Raw genomic sequence first — 18089 nt, forward strand, 5'->3', positions numbered from 1 at the left:
TTCCCTACGGAAACAGTTTTACTCCTCGATCCATCTTTTTTATCGTTTCCCTGCTGTCTACGATGACGCTCTTCAAGGAGCAATCAGATGGCAAATAAGTTGTCCCATGCCGAGAGGCGTATCGCTCAACGTGCGCGGTCGCTGAACAGTTCGGCGATTCGTGAAATTCTCAAGCTTACCGAACGACCCGAGATGATCTCGTTTGCGGGCGGCGTTCCGTCGCCCGCCTCGTTTCCGCTCGCCGCACTACGCGATGCATCCGCTCGGGCGACGCATGCTTCCAGTGCCGACAGCTTTCAGTACAGCGCGACGGAAGGCTATGCGCCATTGCGCGAATGGATCGCGCGCGCGCACTCGACCAGCCAGCATCCCGTCACGCCGTCCAACGTGCTGATCACAAGCGGCTCCCAGCAGGCGTTCGACCTCATCGGCAAGGTGCTCGTCGATCCACAAAGCGCGGTGCTCGTGGAGCGGCCGACGTATCTCGGCGCGTTGCAGTCGCTCTCGCTGTACGAACCCGAATTCGTGAGCGTGCAGACGGACGACTACGGCATCGTGTCGAAAGCGCTCGAATACATCGAACCCGAGCGCGCCGCGCTGTTGTATCTGCAGCCGAACTTCCAGAACCCCACGGGGACGCGTCTGCCGTTCCAGCGTCGCAGGAAGATCGCGGAAATCGCCCGCCGCACCGGGCTCATTGTCGTAGAGGACGATCCCTATGCCGCGCTCGCGTTCGACGGCGGTCAGTTGCCGTCCATCCATTCGATGGCGCCCGACAACGTCATTTACCTGGGTTCGTTTTCAAAGGCCCTCGCGCCTGGATTGCGGGTCGGCTACATGATCGTGCCGGGCGTGCTGCAGCAAAAATTTGTCCAGGTCAAGCAGGCGGCCGATCTGCATACCTCGACGCTTTCGCAACACATCGTCTACGAGACCGTGCGCGACGGCTTTCTCGAATCTCACATTCCGCGGCTTGCCAGTTTCTATCATCAGCAATGCGAATCAATGCTATCTGCACTCGACAAGCATATGCCCGAAGGCGTGCGCTGGAACGTGCCCGAAGGCGGCATGTTCGTCTGGCTCGCGCTGCCGCCCGACATCGACAGCGCGGCACTGCTCGAGGACGCGCTTGCCGTCAATGTCGCATTCGTCCCCGGCGCGCCGTTCTTTGCACGCGATCCGCTCCACCACTTTCTGCGCCTGTCCTTCGCGACCGTATCGCCGCAGCAGATTGACCGCGGCATCGAACGGCTGGCTGCGCTCATCAACGCGCACTCGCGTGCGTTCACCCCCGTTTTCGACCTGGATCTCGACCGATGACAACCCGGCTGACTCTACTGTTGCTTGCCACACCTATCGTTGCCGTACTCTGCGTGCCCTTCTACAACCGCGTGACACCAACGCTCGATGGCTGGCCATTCTTCTACTGGTGGCAAACGGGCTGCGTCCTCGCGGGCGCGCTGCTGACGGGCGCGGCCTACCTGCTCGATGCGCGCGCCGTACGCAAGGCCGCCGTGCGATCGCAAGAAGGTGCCGCATGAACGTGATGTCCATAGGTATCTTCGTCGCACTCTTTGCGCTGGTGAGCGCGCTCGGCATGGTGGCATCGCGATGGCGGCGCGGCGATCTCAGCGCCATTGACGAATGGGGACTCGCCGGTCGGCGCTTCGGCACTGTCATGAGCTGGTTCCTGATCGGCGGCGACCTTTACACCGCCTATACCTTCGTCGCCGTGCCGGCGCTTGTATTTGCGGCGGGAGCGACGGGTTTCTTTGCGGTGCCTTACACCATCATCACGTTTGCCCTCGGCTTTCTCGTCTTGCCGCGCCTGTGGCGCGTTGCGCGCCAGCATGGCCACGTGACCGTCGCCGACTACATCGAACACCGCTTTGGCAGTCGTCCCCTCGCGCTCGCGATTGCGTTGACGGGCTTGCTCGCGACCATGCCGTACATCGCGCTGCAATTGGTGGGCATTCAGGTCACGCTCGGCGCGCTCGGTTTTCCGACGCATGGGTGGCTCGGCGAACTGCCGCTTTTCGTCGCGTTCGGCGTGCTCGCGGTCTATACGTGGTCGAGCGGATTGCGCGCGCCCGCAATGATCGCTGTCGTCAAGGACTTGCTGATTTACGCGACGATCATCGCGGCACTGATCGTGATCCCGACGCAGCTTGGCGGCTTCGGCCACATGTTCGCGGCGTTGCCGGCAGCGAAGCTGCTGCTGAAAGCGCCGGACGCCACGAGCCTCAACGGCTACTCGTCATATGCAACACTCGCGCTCGGCTCGGCGCTTGCGTTGCTGCTTTATCCGCATTCGATGACGGCAACACTCTCCGCCTCATCGGATCGCGTGATCCGGCGCAACATGGCCTTGCTTCCCGCGTATTCGCTGCTGCTCGCCTTCGTAGCACTGCTTGGTGTGATGGCGCTCGCAGCGGGTGTCGGCGCTATGCCCGAGTACGCTGATCAGTTCCGGCAGTACGGTCCGAACTTCGCGGTGTTCGCACTTTTCCTGCACTACTTCCCTTCGTGGTTCGTCGGCGTCGCGTTCGCGGCGATCGGCATCGGCGCGCTGGTGCCCGCCGCGATCATGTCGATTGCCGCGGCCAACCTGTTCACGCGCAACGTGTGGCGGCCGTATTTCGCGCCGCATTGCAGCGCGGCGCGCGAGACCCGGGTGGCGAAGCGGGTCTCGCTGTTCGTCAAATTCGGGGCGCTGGGTTTTGTCCTGTTCGTGCCCGTGCAGTTCGCGATTCAGTTGCAGTTACTCGGGGGGGTGTGGATTACGCAGACTTTGCCTGCTGTCGTGCTCGGTCTCTTCGTGCCGGCCATGCGCGCACGCAGTCTGATGGCAGGCTGGATAGCCGGGCTGGGCACCGGCACGTGGATGATTGCCGGGAACGGCTTCAAGACCGCTACTTACACGATTCACGTCGGCGCGCTCGCGATGCCTGTCTATGCCGCTGTGATCGCGTTGCTTGTCAACTTTGTCGTCGTCCTCGCGTCGTCGTTGCTTTTCGTGAAACCGCACGAAGAAGGAGTCGAAGGTGACCTCCAGAACCGATAGCAGCAGCGACGCGCTCGCGGGCATCGACATCGATACCCTGATGTCGCACCTCGCGTGTCCTGCGGGCGAGACCGGCCTCGCGGTTGGCGACATGATGGAGCGCGTCAACGCGGCGTTGATCGACGCGGCCTTCACCAGACTCGATCCGCAAGCGGACGAACGCATCGTCGAGATCGGGCCGGGCAACGGCGGCCATATCGAATCCGTGCTGACGCGTGCGCCACGGCTCACACTCGTCGGCCTTGACATATCGCCGACGATGACAACCGCGGCTCGCGAACGCAACGCCATGTTGCTCGCGCGCGGACGCGTCGCGCTGACGACGGCGGATGCCGCCAGCATTCCTTACGAGAACGCCTCATTCGACAAGGCCATCGCGATCAACAGCGTCTACTTCTGGCCGGACCTGCTGGCAGCCCTACGGGAAATCCGCCGGGTGCTGCGCGACGAAGGGCAACTGGTGATCGCGGCCATGACACCCGAAGCGGCGCTGTCGATGCCGTTCAGCCGCCACGGTTTTCGCGTCTACGGACCGACTACTTTTCGCGAAGCCTGCTTCGAAGCGGGTTTCGATCACGTGCAGATCGAACGCTATGTCGATCACGGGGCAGCGGCGCCCGCGCCCGCCGCGCTACGCACGTTCTTTCTCGTGCGCGCTTCGTGCATGCAGTGAATCACGTTTCAGGAGTGCTATGTTCCCTCACGTTCAATCTTTTCATGATGCAGCAACGGGCACCGTCAGTCACATCGTTCATGCAGGCGCCGGTTCGACTTGCGCGGTGATCGACCCCGTACTGGACTATGACGCGGCGTCGGGGCGCGCATCGACTGCGTCGCTCGATCGCATCCTCGCGTTTATTGGCGAGCAGCAACTCGTCGTCGGATGGATTCTCGAAACGCATGCGCATGCGGATCATCTGTCGGGTGCAGTCGAACTGAAGCGCCGCATGGGCGGCACCATCGCAACGAGCGAGCGCATCGTCAACGTGCGCTCGCTGTTCTCGATGACATTCGATCTCGCCGATGAGCACGGCTTTGATCATCTATTCGGCCCCGAGGAAGCATTCACGATCGGCACAATGACGGCGCGTGCGATTCCAACTCCTGGACACACGCCCGCCGACACGGCCTATCTGGTTGGCGATGCGCTGTTCGTCGGCGATACGCTGTTCATGCCCGACCTCGGCACGGCACGCTGCGATTTCCCGGGTGGCGATGCGCAAACGCTCTACGCGTCGATCCGGCGGCTTTTGGCACTACCCGAATCGACTCGCGTATTCGTCTGTCACGACTACCCGCCGGCGGGGCGTAACGTACGCTTCTCGACGACGATCCGCGAGCAGCGGCAACACAATATTCATGTGCGCGACGGCATCAGCGAGAGCGAATTCGTTGCGCTGCGAACTGCGCGCGATCTCACGCTGAAGGTGCCCGCACTGCTGTTCCCCGCGATGCAGGTGAATCTGCGCGGCGGACGTCTGCCCGGTTCCGACCACAATGGCCGCCGCTATATGCGGATACCGATCGACGAAACGCATCTCGTCGAGGATCCCTCGTGATCGGCGCGCTGAGCCGATTGCTTCGGCGCGGCGGTCCGGGCGGTGGCAATGCGTCTTGCGCCACCCCGGAAGCGCCGACTGCTGCATGTCCAGACGGAGATACGCCGCCGCCGTCGACGGACGACAACGCCGCGCCGAACGCGCCGCTCGATGAAGAAATCGAACTCATGCGCTATCTGCTGCTGTCGATGGCTGCTGCCTACTGAACACGGCAACGCTGTTCGTTGCCGGGAACCTTCAACGCTGTGCCGTGAGACCACGCGCGCCTCGCTGCGGGGTGTGCATCATCGTTGCGCGCGCCGCTTCGAGAATCCTTCGAAATGAGAAAACGAGCAAGGTTCAATGCGACACCCGGTTCGCACAAGCGGGATGCCGGATCAGTCGCCATACGCTATCTGCCTGCGATCCTGATTCTATTGCTTTTGGCCGTGAATGCGTTCGTTCTTGGCATCGTGGGATAGCTGTGCCCTTTTTCCAGCACAACTGCCTCAGCAGCCGAGGTCGAAGTAATTGAAGAATTCACCAGTGTCATTCAATCGATATGTCAAACACCGAGCAAAAAACCACGATGCAGGACGGGTCGACTCATGTCCTGACGCGTGAACTGGACGCCTTCGAACAGATCCTTTGGGCGACCGATCGAATCGAGCCGCGTCATTTTCTTCTGGTGACAGAGATCGACAATCTTCCGTCAGGCCGAGATTTTTGGCCGACCGCGTTGGCCGCGGTTCAGCAAAGACATCCTCCATTGCGCGTCCGCATTGTCTGCGACCCTGGGGCACGGCCGAGATTCGTCGCGACCGGCGAGCCCATCCAGTTTCGACTGGATCATGGAACAGGCGAGGCTGCATGGATGGGTGCCGCGACCCGCGAACTCCATACGCGTTTTGACGCGGAGAAAGGCCCCTTGATACGCGTACGCCTTGTTCAGGGCGAATCGACTTCGCATTTGCTACTGGCCGTTCATCACGCCATTGGCGACGGTATCTCCGCCGTTTATCTCACAAGGGATATTCTCGCAGCGGTGCAGGGTGAAATTCGCGCCCCACTGCCAGCGCGCATGAGCCGCGAACAACTGATTACCCCCGGCTCGACCGCTTCACGGTATGACGCTGTCTCGATGACAGTCGGTCACATACCCTCGCGACAGCCTGTCATCGCGACGTTTTCACTCTCGCCCGATGTCGTCGACGAACTGGGTTTGCGCTGCCGTTACGAACGTACGACGCTTCACAGCGCCCTGACGGCCGCCGCGCTCCTTGCCAGTGAAGGGCCATCGCGGCGCAGTCTGTCACCCATCAATGCACGTCACCATTTGCCTTCCATCGAAGACGATGTCGGGTTGTATATTACATCCGGTATCACCTCGATCACCGAAGGTAAGACCGACTGTTTCTGGGAGGCGGCGCGAACCGTGCGGACTCAGCTGGATAAGGCGCGCACATTGCCGCCCTTACTCGACAGCATCAAGGCAATGCGGTCGATGCTAGCGAACATCCGAAGCGAGGAGGACATGCAGGCATTGTGGGGGGCGATACGTTGCGAGCTCGGGTACCAGACCGTACTTTCGAACCTCGGAGTGCTCCCCTTCAGCAATTCGAAGTCGGGTGTCCGTGTCAGAGCAGCCTACCTGTTGCTGAACGCGGAACCGATACCTGTTGTGGGGATCGCAACGGTGGGTGGGCGTTTATCGGTCACTATGAGTACGGCGGACGGCGATAAACACATGCCGTGGTTTCGGCGATTCGAGCAACTGCTGTCCAGGGCGACTAGCTTTCTCCGCTGAAGATGCGCTCCGCCCGGCGGCCTCCGCTGCCGCGATACTTGCCGCTTTGAGGCGCGAAATCCGAGGTCCACAGCGCGTAATGGCAAGAAGGACAAGCAATTCCTGTCGCTTTGATACATGACCGCTTAAAAAACCGTTGTTCCAGCCGTTTATTCCCCGAACTCACGGCCACTGCTTAAAACACGAGCCGGGCGAAAAATCGACCGTCATAAGCCCATTCCGTCACGTCGACGACGCGCGCGTGTTGAATCAACTCGCGCACTGGGTACCCGAACCGGATTTGCGACAGCGCATCCTCGTCGCCAATCCAACTACGCTTTATGGCTTTTGCTGCATTGTCCGGGTCCCGAACTTTTTTCAGAACCGGTACTTGAACCGGATCTGGCCGCCATTCTCGACCTCGTGCGCGGCAACGACGCCGTCATACTGCAGACGCACATCGAGACGTTTGGTCGTATAGACCTCTACCCCAGCGGAAAACCTGCCTGCAACGTGCGCATTGCTGAGCGTATTGGTGAAGCTGCCGAAACCCGGGGCAGCGGCGAACGAGGCGTTGGTCATGTAGCTATTGCCTGCAATGAAGCTCACCCCGGCGCCGACATAAGCGTCGACTGTCGCTGACCCGATCTGCGCGCGCGTCCCGATCCGCAGATTCGGCGTGCCGGTCGCAATGACGCTATTCGCACTATTCACCTTCAGGTTGAGCGCGCCCGCACCGCTCTCCGTGTAACCCGGTAGATTGATGTAGTTCAGGTCGCCGTCGAGCGCCGGCTCCAGGTAGAAACGGCCGAACGGAATCTGATAGGCCGCGCGCATGTGCATTCCGAGATTGAACGAATTGGGAGACGCGGTCGCCACCGCATTGGCGCTCGGGATCACGCGCGAGCTGTTCAGCCAGCCGTAGCTGGCGTCCACCGCACCGCTGAAAGTCCACGGCCCGACCTCGTGTTTGAGCGCGACGACGCCAAGAAGCGCGTTGCCGTTGGCGCTCGTCAGGTTGTCGTTGCCGGTGAAGCGGTCTGTCTCGTAGCCGATGGCGCCACCAAGGAACCAGCCGGGCTGCAGCTGGACCTGCCCGCCAACCTTCAGCGTCGTACCTTGCCAGCCGAAACCTGGGAACGAAGCGTCGGCGCTGCGGTTTTCCCACATGCCCGTGGCGCGGAACCACACGCAGGAGCCCTGCTTTCTCACGGTGGTGTCGTCGTCGCCGAACTCTGGACAACTGAAGACAGAGCGCGAGAATGCCTGGCTAGACTGGTAGCGCGCAGCGGCAACGCCGAGCAACTCCTGGCCGGAAACGGCGGTTAGCGTCTGGGCATAGCCCGCCGTGCTACCGGCGCTACCGAAGGCTCCGAAGATGGGTGCAAAGGTAGGATCGGCACTGTTCCACAACCGGTCCAGGTTGGCTGCGACACTCTGCTGCGTGGCCGAAGCCCCCTTGCTCGCACCGACGAAGTCCGCATCGGTCTTGATCGCGACGGTGTTGCCCTGCACCAGTGGCGTGAAGCGGTAGACCGGCGTAGAAGAACCCGCGAGCGCCGCATCCGGCCGAATTCCGCCGGCCGCCGACAGCACGGTGGTCGTGCTCTTGAGATAGCTCGCCGGATCGGCCTGCACCTTGCCGGCAAGCGCGGCGGTACCCGTGATGTTGAGCAGACCGGACCGCTTGTTGGCCGGATCGATCTGTACGTTCAGCGTGCCCGTCGAACTCTGCACGAGATTGCCGGTGAGAACCGTATTGCCGACCGACTTCGCGCCGCCGACTTTCAGCGTACCGGCGTTGTTCACCGTGCCGCCTCCGACGTTCAACGTGGCCGGTGTGTCGATAACGCCACCGGGCAGATTGTTGACAACGCTGTTGCCGGGGCCACCAAGGACGTGGATGTCACCGGTGATAGTGCCGGAGTTGTTGACCGTGGTGGTGGCGGACGCCTCGCCATACAGCGTGGGGTCCACCAGGATCGCGTATTTGCCTAAGGTCTGGATGGTGCCCTGGTTGGTGATGATGTTGTTATTGCCGCCAATCAGACGGACGGCGGCAGCGTCGCGAAACTCCGGGTCCAATCCCCCCATTGGGGAGGTCCGGAAATTGGGATCGGTCGTGCCGCCTATGACTTTCGACCCGGGCGCCAGGTGGATCGAGATTTGCCCGCCTTTCTGGCCGTCGCTTTGCGCCAGGATGCCGGCGGACCCGACGCCTGTGGCCATGACCGTGTCGTTATCCCTGACGTTGACGGCGACCAGGCCGCCCACGCCGGCGCCACCCGCGCTGCCACGTGCCACATCATGCAGCGGGCCGAGCGTGCTTGAGTTGTTGTTGGAGGCCACCAGACCACCGCCACCGCCGATCGATTGCGCGAAGATTGCCGGCGCGTACCGGCCGGTCGTCACGACCTTCCCGCCGTTTGCCACGATGACGTTGACGGTGCCGCCATTGCCGCTGTTGGCGAATACCGTGCCGCTCGTATTGTCATCGTAGTAGTTCGGGGCGGACGGGTCGCCGGCAAAGCCCCCGCCACCGCCGATCGATTGTGCGACGATCCCATACGCACCGTCGCCGGTGGTAGAGACAGTGTTGTTGGTGTCCACGACAAGAACGTTGCCACCATTGCCGCTCGCGCCCCCGGCGCCAACGAGCGTGCTCGTGTTGATCTGTCCGCCCACCACGAACCCGCCCCCGCCGCCGATCGACTGCGCGACGATACCGTGCGCGTCAAGCCCGCTCGTCGTCACGTTGCCTTGCGTGTTGACAGTGACGCCGCCGCCATTTCCCGAACTGCCGTTCTGACCGCCGAAGCTCAGTGTCACCCCGTAGATGTCGGCGATCCGTCCCTGCGGATTCTGGACGGCTTTGGAAGGATCGAATGTCTCATCGCTGCTTGCGGTCGTCACGACACCGCCGCCGCCTCCGATACTTTGCGCGAGGATGCCGACGCTGTGCTTGCCAAGTGTCGTGACCGTGCCGCCGTTGCTGACGCTCACGTCGCCGCCATTCCCGGCGCCTCCGCCATTGCCGCCCACGGCGATCGACAGGCTTTTCAGCGAACCGCTGACCGCCCCCGACATCGCGCCGTTGCCGCCCCCGCCGCCTACGCTCTGCGCGTACACGCCGAACGCTTCCACCCCCTGCGTCTCGACTGCACCATTTGCCTTCTGCACGACACTCACCGCCCCGCCCGAGCCCGCCGCGCCACCGCTGCCGCCCACGGCGACCGCGGCCTGCACCTTCGAATCATTGTTCGACTTGCCGGTCGAACTCGCCGCGCCGCCGCTGCCGCCGCCGCCGCCAACGCTCTGCGCGAAGATGCCGTGGGATTGCGCGCCATAGGTGCCGATCGCGCTGGTGTTGCTGGCATTCACCGCGCCGCCCAAGCCACCCGCGCCGCCACTGCCGCCGACCGCCACGCCGACGCTGATCTGGTTCACGGTGCCCAGAACTTTCGATACCCCATCCGGCTGAGTGAGGAGCTTTTCCAGATCACCATAAGTCGCTTTGATTTTTTCACCGAGCACTCCGACCTGCAGGATGTTGTTGCCCAGGTTCTGCACATTCTGGTTGAGGCCGAGGCCCTGACCCAGAATGCCAAACAGGGTCTGGGCGTTGGAGATCGTGTCGAGGCCGCCGCTGCCGCCCGCGGCCGCCGCGCCCTTGCCGCCTTTGCCCCCGCCGCCGCCGACGCTTTGCGCGAAGATGCCGGTCGAGGCCGCGCCGCGGGTGACGATGTTGCCGTTGTTGATCGTCGTCACCGTGTTGCCGTCGCCGCCGACGCCACCCTTGCCGCCAACACCCACGGCGATAGCATCCTTGCCGCCGCTGGCCGCAGCGGTACCACCGCCGCCTGCGCCGCCGCCGCCGCCCACGCTCTGGGCGAACACGGCATCGGCGCCGTCGCCGCGCGTCGTGATCGAACCGTCGTTGGTCAGGCCGACCGTGCCGCCCGTCCCCCCGGTTCCACCCGTTCCGCCCACCGCGATTGACGCGCTGAAGCTGGCTTTGGCGTTAGCCGCCGTTGCCGAGGCATCCCCCGTTCCGCCATTGCCGCCGCCACCGCCAATTGACTGTGCGAACACGCCGTGGGCGTCCTGGCCAAAGGTGGCGATCAGCCCGGAGTTTTCCAGGTTGACGGCGCCGCCCGTGCCGCCGCTGCCGCCGCTGCCTCCGAGAGCCACGGAGACCGACAGGGACGACCCCTTGGCAGGCGACGCGGAGTAGGACGCGGCGGTTGCGTCGCCGCCCGTACCACCGCCGCCACCGACGGACTGCGCGAAAACGCCGGTCGCGCTGTCGCCCGCAGTGGTGATCAGGGCGGAATTATCGAGCGTGACGTTGCCGCCGGTGTTGCCGGTCCCGCCGGCGCCGCCGATAGCGGCGCTGACACTGATCGAAGGAATATTTGGGCTGGCCGATGCGGCAACGGCACGCGCCGTGGCGCTGCCGCCGGAGCCGCCGCCGCCGCCGATACTTTGCAGCACGACACCTTCGGCGTCCGAACCATACGTAACGACCTGCCCCGTGTTGGTCAGCGACACCGCGCCGGCCGCGCCGCCTCCGCCGCCTTGTCCGCCGATGGCAACCGAACTCGACAGCGGGCCGCCGACGGTGAACGCTGTAGCGTTGCCGCCATTGCCGCCACCGCCGCCGATCGACTGAGCCTTGATACCGGCTGCGTGGTCGCCGTAGGTCGTGACGAGTGCGGCGTTGTCAACGGTGACCTGGCCGCCCGCGCCGCCACCGTGGGCATCACCGCCGATCACCATGGTGATCAGCCCCCCGCCGCTCGACGTCGCGCTGCCGGCATTGCCGCCGGAGCCGCCAATGCTTTGCGCAAGGATGCCGGCTCCGCCGCTCTGGTCGAGGCTGCCAAACACGCTGTTCTGGCCCAGCGCGAGTTTCACCGCGCCGCCATTGCCGCCCTGGCCGCCGTTGCCGCCGATCTCGAAGCCCGCGCCAGCGGTGACGCCGCTGGCGTCGCCGCCGCTTCCGCCGCCACCGCCGATGCTTTGCGCGATCAGCGGGATGCTGCCTACGCCTGATTGACTGCCGACCGTGACAAAGGCGTGGTCCGAGTTCACTGTGACCGCGCCGCCATCGCCGCCCGCGGCACCCGCACCGCCCGTGCCGGCCAGCGCGAAGCTGACACTACCGCCATTGCCCCCGCCGCCTCCGACACTTTGCAACAACGCGCCGTGTGTATATGGGCCGTTCGTTTTAATTGTCGCCGTGTTCGTCGCGTCTCCAAGGGTCAGCGAAGCCTTCCCGCCAGCGCCAGCCTTACCACCATCACCGCCTTCACCCACGACAGTGCTCTGGGCGCCGTCACCGATACCGCCGGCGCCTCCATTGGCCTGCACCTGCACCCCCTCACCCCCGATCAGCCCGGCAGCAGACTGCCCGGCCGGAACATTCGCGGTGTAATCGATGGAACCAAGGACGGTGGCGCTGGCGCTGCCGGCAATTCCGCCGTTGCCGCCCACACCACCCTCATTGCGGAATGAGCCGTCGATGGCAGTGCCACCGCCCCCGCCCGCTCCGCCGTCCGCCTTGGCGGTTACGCCGCTGCCCGGCTGATACCGACTGTTCGCCAGTTGCATCTGGTCGGAGAACACGATCTGACCACCGCTGCCGAGTTCCGCGCTCGCCGTGCCGCCGTCACCTCCGTTGCCGCCGGTCCCGCCAAAACTGCCACTTCCACCGTACGCGCCACCAGCGCTGCCGCCCGTACCGCCATCGGCGTCGGCCTGCATCGGAAAGATCTGGCCTGCCGTGGTGCTGGCGGTCAGACTGCCCTTCTGAAAGGCAAGCGTCGCGGTACCGCCGTTGCCGCCGTTGCCGCCCTTGCCTCCATGGCCTTCTACAACCAAATCGCCCGGAGTGGGCGAGTTGCCACCTACCCCGCCGGTCCCGCCCAGGGCGGACGCTCGCAGGCCGACACCATAGAACTGAATGCTGCCGGAGGCGTTAAGCGCTGCCTGACCACCCCGCCCCCCTGCTCCGCCGTTGCCGCCGTATAGCGGCTCAGTACCTTGGGCATTGGACACGGCACCCACTCCGCCGGTGCCGCCATTGGCTTCCACGTCGAGCGCAACTTCCGGAAGGACACCTTTCGGGTCGGGACCAACCGTGCCGCTAAACTGCACGGAGACCGCGCCGCCATTGCCTGCCGCCCCGCCGTTTCCCGTGTGGGCGGAGCCATTGGCGTCATAACCGCCCTGTCCGCCGGCACCACCATCACCACCGTCGACGGACCATCCCGCTCCCATCGTGGGGCTGATGAAGGTCGGCGCAAATCCCCCCTTCACCGAAATTCCGCTGTTGACACTGTTAAAGGAACCACCCGACTGACCAGCGAAGCCATCCTGACCCGCTCCGTTCCAAGAGCCGTCGTCGGCGCCTTTGCATCCCGCCTGCCCCGCGGCGTTCAGGTAGTACTGGGGAAGCGGCGCTGCGCCAAACGACTGATTGGAAAAGTTGGTCTGTGCCGGCGCCACAGGCAGCGCCGGGCCGGCGCTGCTGTTGCACTGGGCTCGCACAGCGACCGGAACAAACAGCGCGGCAAGCGACGTTACGGCAGAGGCCAATGCAACCACGGTCCGACGCTTGCGGCCGCAGCAATCCTCAAAACAAAGCGCCGACGTCAATGTCCGCGCAGACTCACAATGCGATGAATGCTTGAATATGTACACGGTCTTCCTCATTCGGTTCTGTCGCAATAACAGGTACAACGGGTTGCAGTCTTTTGAAAAAGACATCGAATCTGTTTGCGAGTCGCACAGAGACTGGTTTTTCTGGCGACCCGGCTCGATCGGACAAAATCCGATTTCTGGACACGACGAATGACCGCAAGCCGGCACTGGCAAGTGATGCCTACGAAATTGAGCGCTGCCCAGGAGATTGATTAATTTCTAACTTTCGCCGGAATATTTCGGCGGAGGTTTTCCATCTTGATTAAGGCCGGCAAAATGGGCTGATCCGTTCATCCTCAAGCGCCTTTTTCGAAGCCAACTCGGACTCGGATTCATCGTCATTAGCGGAAGCCGCTCCGCCATAAGCCTTGCATGGTCACATAATCATGAAACTTAAAAGCGACTTAATATGGTTGAATGTTTTCATAATAAATATCACGATCCAGCGTGCCGAGGCACCCAATGCGCGTTTGAAAAGACATCAATCCGTTGCGCTTAGGTTGCATAGTGCGCGTGATAACTTAGATAACCATTAGTAGGAGGGAACATCAGGTGCCGCGAGCCGGGCTTTGTTCAATGGAACAAAAATGCGAATATCGAGGAGCTGAAGAGCGCGGCGCGAATTTCGAGCCTGGGACTCCGCTTCCACGGCGGGCGTCGCGCTATGGCAAGCCGGTTGGTGTTCTACGGTGACCGGGCGAACGTGTTCTGCTGAACATCGGCCGGCAAGACCGGCAACGGCGTAATGTTTACGAAAGTATGGATTAGCACGATTCGATATGTGAATGGCTGCTTCCTGAGCGACGCAGAACTATGCTTTTCTTCGGGGGTCTCCGATCATCACAAGTGCTCCGAAGAAGAATAATTGGAGATTCGCTTTTTTCCGCCAACAAGAGCCCGGAAAATTGACATCGCCGTCGTACGGGAACGTAGCCGAAACGCGCGGTCACACGGCGGGCGATTCGCCGAGCGTCACAGTCCAGCCGAGGCCACGCACGTTGCGAATCACAGACTGTCCGAACTTCTTGCGTACACCGTGGATCAGCACGTCGACCGCATTGCTCTCGACTTCCTTACCCCAACCATAAAGCTTCCCCTCGAGCTGATCTCGCGAAAGGATAGTGCCGGGGCGCTCAAGGAACGCGAACATCAATGCGAATTCGCGCGCCGACAGAACGGATGACACCCCGTTGCAGCATAGAGTTCGTTTGTCGAGATCGAGGTTCAACGTGTCATTGCCTAGACGCGACGACGCAAAGCCTGCCCTGCGACGCAACACGGCACGAATTCGCGCGAGCAGTTCGGGCAGGTGGAAGGGCTTGAGAACATAGTCGTCAGCGCCGAAATCGAGCCCTTGGACCCGGACGTCAAGATCGTCACGTGCGGTCAGGATCAGTATGGGTACCTTGCTCCCCTTCTCACGCGCCGCCTTCAGCAATTCGATGCCGCCCATGCCGGGCAAACCAAGATCGAGCAAGACCAGCGTATATTCAACGGCAGCGATGGCCGCGCTGCCGGCATTGCCGTCGCGGACCCAGTCGACGCTGTACTCCGCATCCTGAAGCGCGCGCAGCAAACTTTGACCGATCTGCAGGTCGTCTTCGACTATGAGCACTCGCATAGTGCAATGTCCACGGCAATGGAGCGTTGTCGTTGGGCGCAAGGCAAGGAACTTACTTCCGCGGGCGCGTTTCACGCCTGAGCGATTTGCGATTCATGCGTAATGCGCCGGTTTTTTCTCAACGGTTCGGAAGCTTCGCATCAGGCGAATAGGCTCTCCGCGGGAAAAACTTTCTGAACCACTCGAGAATGCCGGAACTGATGAGGCTGTATCGCTCCGGATTTCCACAAGTGGCTGAACACTCACTATCCTCGGAACCGACGGGCAGTAAATACACATTAAGCATGTTGTCCCTCTCGCGTAGGCGACGATCTTGCACTAGGGATTCCCGCGCAATAACTCCCGAAATCCACTCCGCACTGGCGCTTTTCAGCCCGCCAATCTGCAATCTTCGTCTCAGGAAATATTTTAGATCCTAAGAATGAGATTGGAATGAGAATCGACGGAACGGCCCTTCCTCGGGACTATTAAATGGGGTCGGTCGCGATGCACGGCTGCGGATGAAGTCAGCCGACCTGTGCATGCGCCCGCTGCGCCGCCAGTGCCCTTCGCTCGCCGCGATGATTGGCGTCTACCGACTTTCGATCACGCTACTCCCCGACACGTGACATCAAAGCAACGTCAGAAATACATTCCAATCTTCTTATGTCTTCAAGATTCGATCCGTTTCCATTGGATCGACAGATGTACTGTAAAGGGTTGCGATAATCCTTAGAACATCTCTAAAGCGCTCGCCGCAAGTCGCTACTGCGATCGCACTGATCGCAGGCATCACCAAAAGAGCTGCGAGCAACTCGCTGCTCAGAGAAGGCTACCTGACAGGAACGTAGTCACAATGCCAATATGTATGGTGTCTATTTGATGAGAATTAGCGTTACGCCGCTACCCGACCGAAACCCGTGACCAGGTGCCATTCAGGGCCCACTCTCCTACATAGTGCCGCGCGCCGGCAGAACGATGGTAGCGATCAGACCACTGTGTCCATCGCTGCGGTTTGCAAGCGAAATAGAACCCCGGTACTTCGCCACGACCGATTTGACGATCGAAAGCCCGAGACCACTACCTTCCGAATCCTCCGCACGCAGACGGAAGAAGCGATCAAACACCCGGTCCAGGGACGCTTCCGGAATGCCCGGTCCGTTGTCGGTCACGCGCACCACCAAGTCGTCGGCGCTTCGGAACAGATCGATGTCGACGGTTCCGCCGGCAGGCGTATAGCGCAGTGCGTTCTCAAGCAGATTGCGCACGGCCATACGCAATTCTCCTTCACGCGCTTCAACCTGCGCGCTCTCGAACTTCCCTACACCAAGATCGATCGAGCGTGCATCTGCAACCGGCAGAAAATCCGCGACGAGCTTCTGAACCAACTGGGACAGATCCACTGTCTCGATTGCTGTCAAATCGAGCTGTGCATCAGCTCGCGCTAGCGAGAGAAGCTGTCGGATCATCGTCGACGCTCGAGCGATGGCCTCGCGCAATTCGCGCAGACGCTCCGAGCGTGCCGCCTCGTCGGGAGCGTTGACGAGGTTGTCGACGCGCAACTGCATCGCAGCGATAGGCGTGCGCAACTCGTGCGCGGCATCGGCGACGAATCGTTTCTCAGCGTCGATACCAACCTGAAGCCGGGCAATCATCCGATTGACCGACGCCGCGAACGGTCGTACCTCGTCCGGCACGCCCGATATGTCGAGAGGCTCGAGATGCCGAATGCCGACTAACTCCGACTGCGCCGCTGCACGCGACAGCGACGCGAACGCCGCGTTGACGACAAAGGGAATAGCGAGCCAGACGAGTGGAATCAGGATGAGCGTGGGTATCAGGCTTTCGAGCGCGGCATGCCTTGCTGTTTCTTCGCGGAACGCCACCGGCTGTCCGACCTGGTACGTGTACTGGCCGTCGGCCTTTCTTAACGTGTAAATGCGATAGGCATGCCCGCCGATACTCTCGATCGAATATCCGTCCGGCGCATTGCGATCGAATAGCAGCTCCGGATCGGTATTATCCGTTGGCGCCGCGTCGCCGCTCCTCCAGATTTGCCCGACAAAGCCGTCGACGGAGTGCTGCGGCGGACCGTGTGAGCCTATCGCGCCGACGTTGCCGGCGGACAGCCAGATAGCGGCGCCCTGTAAGTGCACGTCGAGCAGTTCGCCGATGTGCTTGCGCGACAGCCAATACGACGTATACGCATCGATGAGGCCGACTGCCGTGACCAGTACGATCAACGTTACAGTAATCTGGTTTTTCAACGAGCTCATGCGATCGAGTTCAGCGTATATCAGCGGTTACCCGTGCGGCCACACGATCTTCCAGACTTTGTCCGTATCGACGACGGGGTAGTCGCCGCCCTCAAATCGGCCCGCGACCACTCCATCGACGAAACGCCGGAAAATGATGCTCGTGTCGATGATCACGCTCGCTGCGACGTTTCCGTACCGACGCGATGCATCGGCCATCCAGCCGATCACGCGGACGCGCGGATGGCGGGCGGCCGCGACGATCACCGCGTCGTTTGCATCTGCAACGAGTACGTCGGCGCCGGCGTCGATCTGCTGCACGGTCAACTGCTGCGTGCGTCGGCGGTCATCCCAGTTGCCGACCCAATCTACCAGAACCGTTGCGCCGGGCGCCTTGGCAAGTACGGCCTGCCTGAAGCTTTGCGCCTCCGTACCGTCGACAGACTCTACGCCGCCGACGAAGCCGACGGTCTTCGTCTTCGACACGCTCGCGGCAACAGCACCAGCAAGCGCGCCCCCGAGGCTCTTGCAATCGAGACAATAGTTGACGACGTTGGGGCCACTCGCCTTACCCGACAAGGTCGCGAAATAGGCTTGCGGGTATTGTGCTGCGGCCGTTGCGGTGACTGCGCTCAGTTCAGCGCCTGCCAGAATGAAACCGCGTACACCTGCCGTGTAGTGGCGGCCGATAACCGTGAGAATTCGCGCGGCACCCAGACTGTCGGCATCGCGCACGACGGTCATCCGGTAGCCGTTGTGGCGGACCTGGAGGTAGCCGCGATATGCGGCTTCGCTGAATCCGAGATCGCTTCCGGCGTAGGGAATGAACAGCAACACGGGCCATCTGCTAACCGTGCCTGCAACGGATGCATGCGTCGCGACTCGGAGTGCGGTCGGGGCGAACGCAGACAGTGCGAGCAGCGAACAGGCAACGCGACGTCGCTCGTTGACGGGGGCCGGTTTCATTCGGGCAGGATTTCTATACGTTTCCTCAGATAGTCGAATGTTCTGAAGAACTGGCCTGAATACGTCCAAAGTCTATGCAGGCGCGGAAGATAACGTCAAGAGCGATTGGCCGCACCAACAGCTGGTTGTGGGCTTTTGCCGGCTTTGTCAGGTTAAGCGAATGGCATACTGCGTT

The 18089-nt window shown here is 62.1% G+C and carries 11 protein-coding genes; 7 read left to right on the plus strand and 4 right to left on the minus strand.

Going from position 1 to position 18089, the window contains the following annotated elements; all coding sequences use genetic code 11:
• Positions 1-87: 87 nt before the first annotated feature.
• From QFZ91_RS03445 to QFZ91_RS03475, 7 genes are all read left to right on the plus strand, one after another.
• Positions 88-1320 (plus strand): PLP-dependent aminotransferase family protein, encoded by a 1233-nt coding sequence (locus QFZ91_RS03445; protein ID WP_429566244.1) that lies wholly within the window; start codon positions 88-90, stop codon positions 1318-1320.
• On the plus strand, positions 1317-1541 hold the full coding sequence (locus tag QFZ91_RS03450) for a DUF3311 domain-containing protein (RefSeq protein ID WP_176125012.1): 225 nt from the start codon (positions 1317-1319) through the stop codon (positions 1539-1541). The genes QFZ91_RS03445 and QFZ91_RS03450 overlap by 4 nt, the downstream gene beginning before the upstream one ends.
• Positions 1538-3064, plus strand: a complete 1527-nt coding sequence (gene mctP / locus QFZ91_RS03455; RefSeq protein ID WP_368716428.1) for a monocarboxylate uptake permease MctP — start codon at positions 1538-1540, stop codon at positions 3062-3064. Before QFZ91_RS03450 ends, mctP begins: the two co-directional genes overlap by 4 nt.
• Positions 3045-3737, plus strand: coding sequence for a class I SAM-dependent methyltransferase (locus QFZ91_RS03460; protein WP_429566245.1), 693 nt, complete (start codon positions 3045-3047; stop codon positions 3735-3737). The genes mctP and QFZ91_RS03460 overlap by 20 nt, the downstream gene beginning before the upstream one ends.
• Before the next feature lie 19 nt (positions 3738-3756).
• On the plus strand, positions 3757-4623 hold the full coding sequence (locus QFZ91_RS03465; protein ID WP_429566246.1) for an MBL fold metallo-hydrolase: 867 nt from the start codon (positions 3757-3759) through the stop codon (positions 4621-4623).
• Positions 4620-4829, plus strand: a complete 210-nt coding sequence (locus QFZ91_RS03470; RefSeq protein ID WP_429566247.1) for a hypothetical protein — start codon at positions 4620-4622, stop codon at positions 4827-4829. Before QFZ91_RS03465 ends, QFZ91_RS03470 begins: the two co-directional genes overlap by 4 nt.
• Positions 4830-5164: 335 nt before the next feature.
• Positions 5165-6409 carry a condensation domain-containing protein gene (locus QFZ91_RS03475; RefSeq protein WP_176384504.1) on the plus strand — a complete coding sequence of 415 codons (1245 nt, stop codon included), beginning with the start codon at positions 5165-5167 and terminating at the stop codon, positions 6407-6409.
• Positions 6410-6766: 357 nt separating this feature from the next.
• On the opposite strand, the gene QFZ91_RS03480 is transcribed toward QFZ91_RS03475, so the two are convergent.
• From QFZ91_RS03480 to QFZ91_RS03495, 4 genes are all read right to left on the minus strand, one after another.
• Entirely contained in the window at positions 6767-13261 is a 6495-nt protein-coding gene (locus QFZ91_RS03480; protein WP_429566645.1) for an autotransporter outer membrane beta-barrel domain-containing protein, read from the minus strand.
• Between the two features lie 778 nt (positions 13262-14039).
• Positions 14040-14714: a response regulator transcription factor gene (locus tag QFZ91_RS03485; protein ID WP_176384521.1), complete on the minus strand. Its 675-nt coding sequence runs from the start codon at positions 14712-14714 to the stop codon at positions 14040-14042.
• Between the two features lie 929 nt (positions 14715-15643).
• Positions 15644-16969: an ATP-binding protein gene (locus QFZ91_RS03490; RefSeq protein WP_176369278.1), complete on the minus strand. Its 1326-nt coding sequence runs from the start codon at positions 16967-16969 to the stop codon at positions 15644-15646.
• 27 nt (positions 16970-16996) lie between these two features.
• A complete protein-coding gene (locus QFZ91_RS03495) occupies positions 16997-17785 on the minus strand; it encodes a BMP family ABC transporter substrate-binding protein (RefSeq protein ID WP_429566248.1) in 789 nt (262 codons plus the stop codon).
• Positions 17786-18089 lie beyond the last annotated feature (304 nt).

It is taken from the genome of Paraburkholderia sp. JPY419 (genome assembly GCF_050435705.1).
GTDB lineage: Bacteria > Pseudomonadota > Gammaproteobacteria > Burkholderiales > Burkholderiaceae > Paraburkholderia > Paraburkholderia youngii.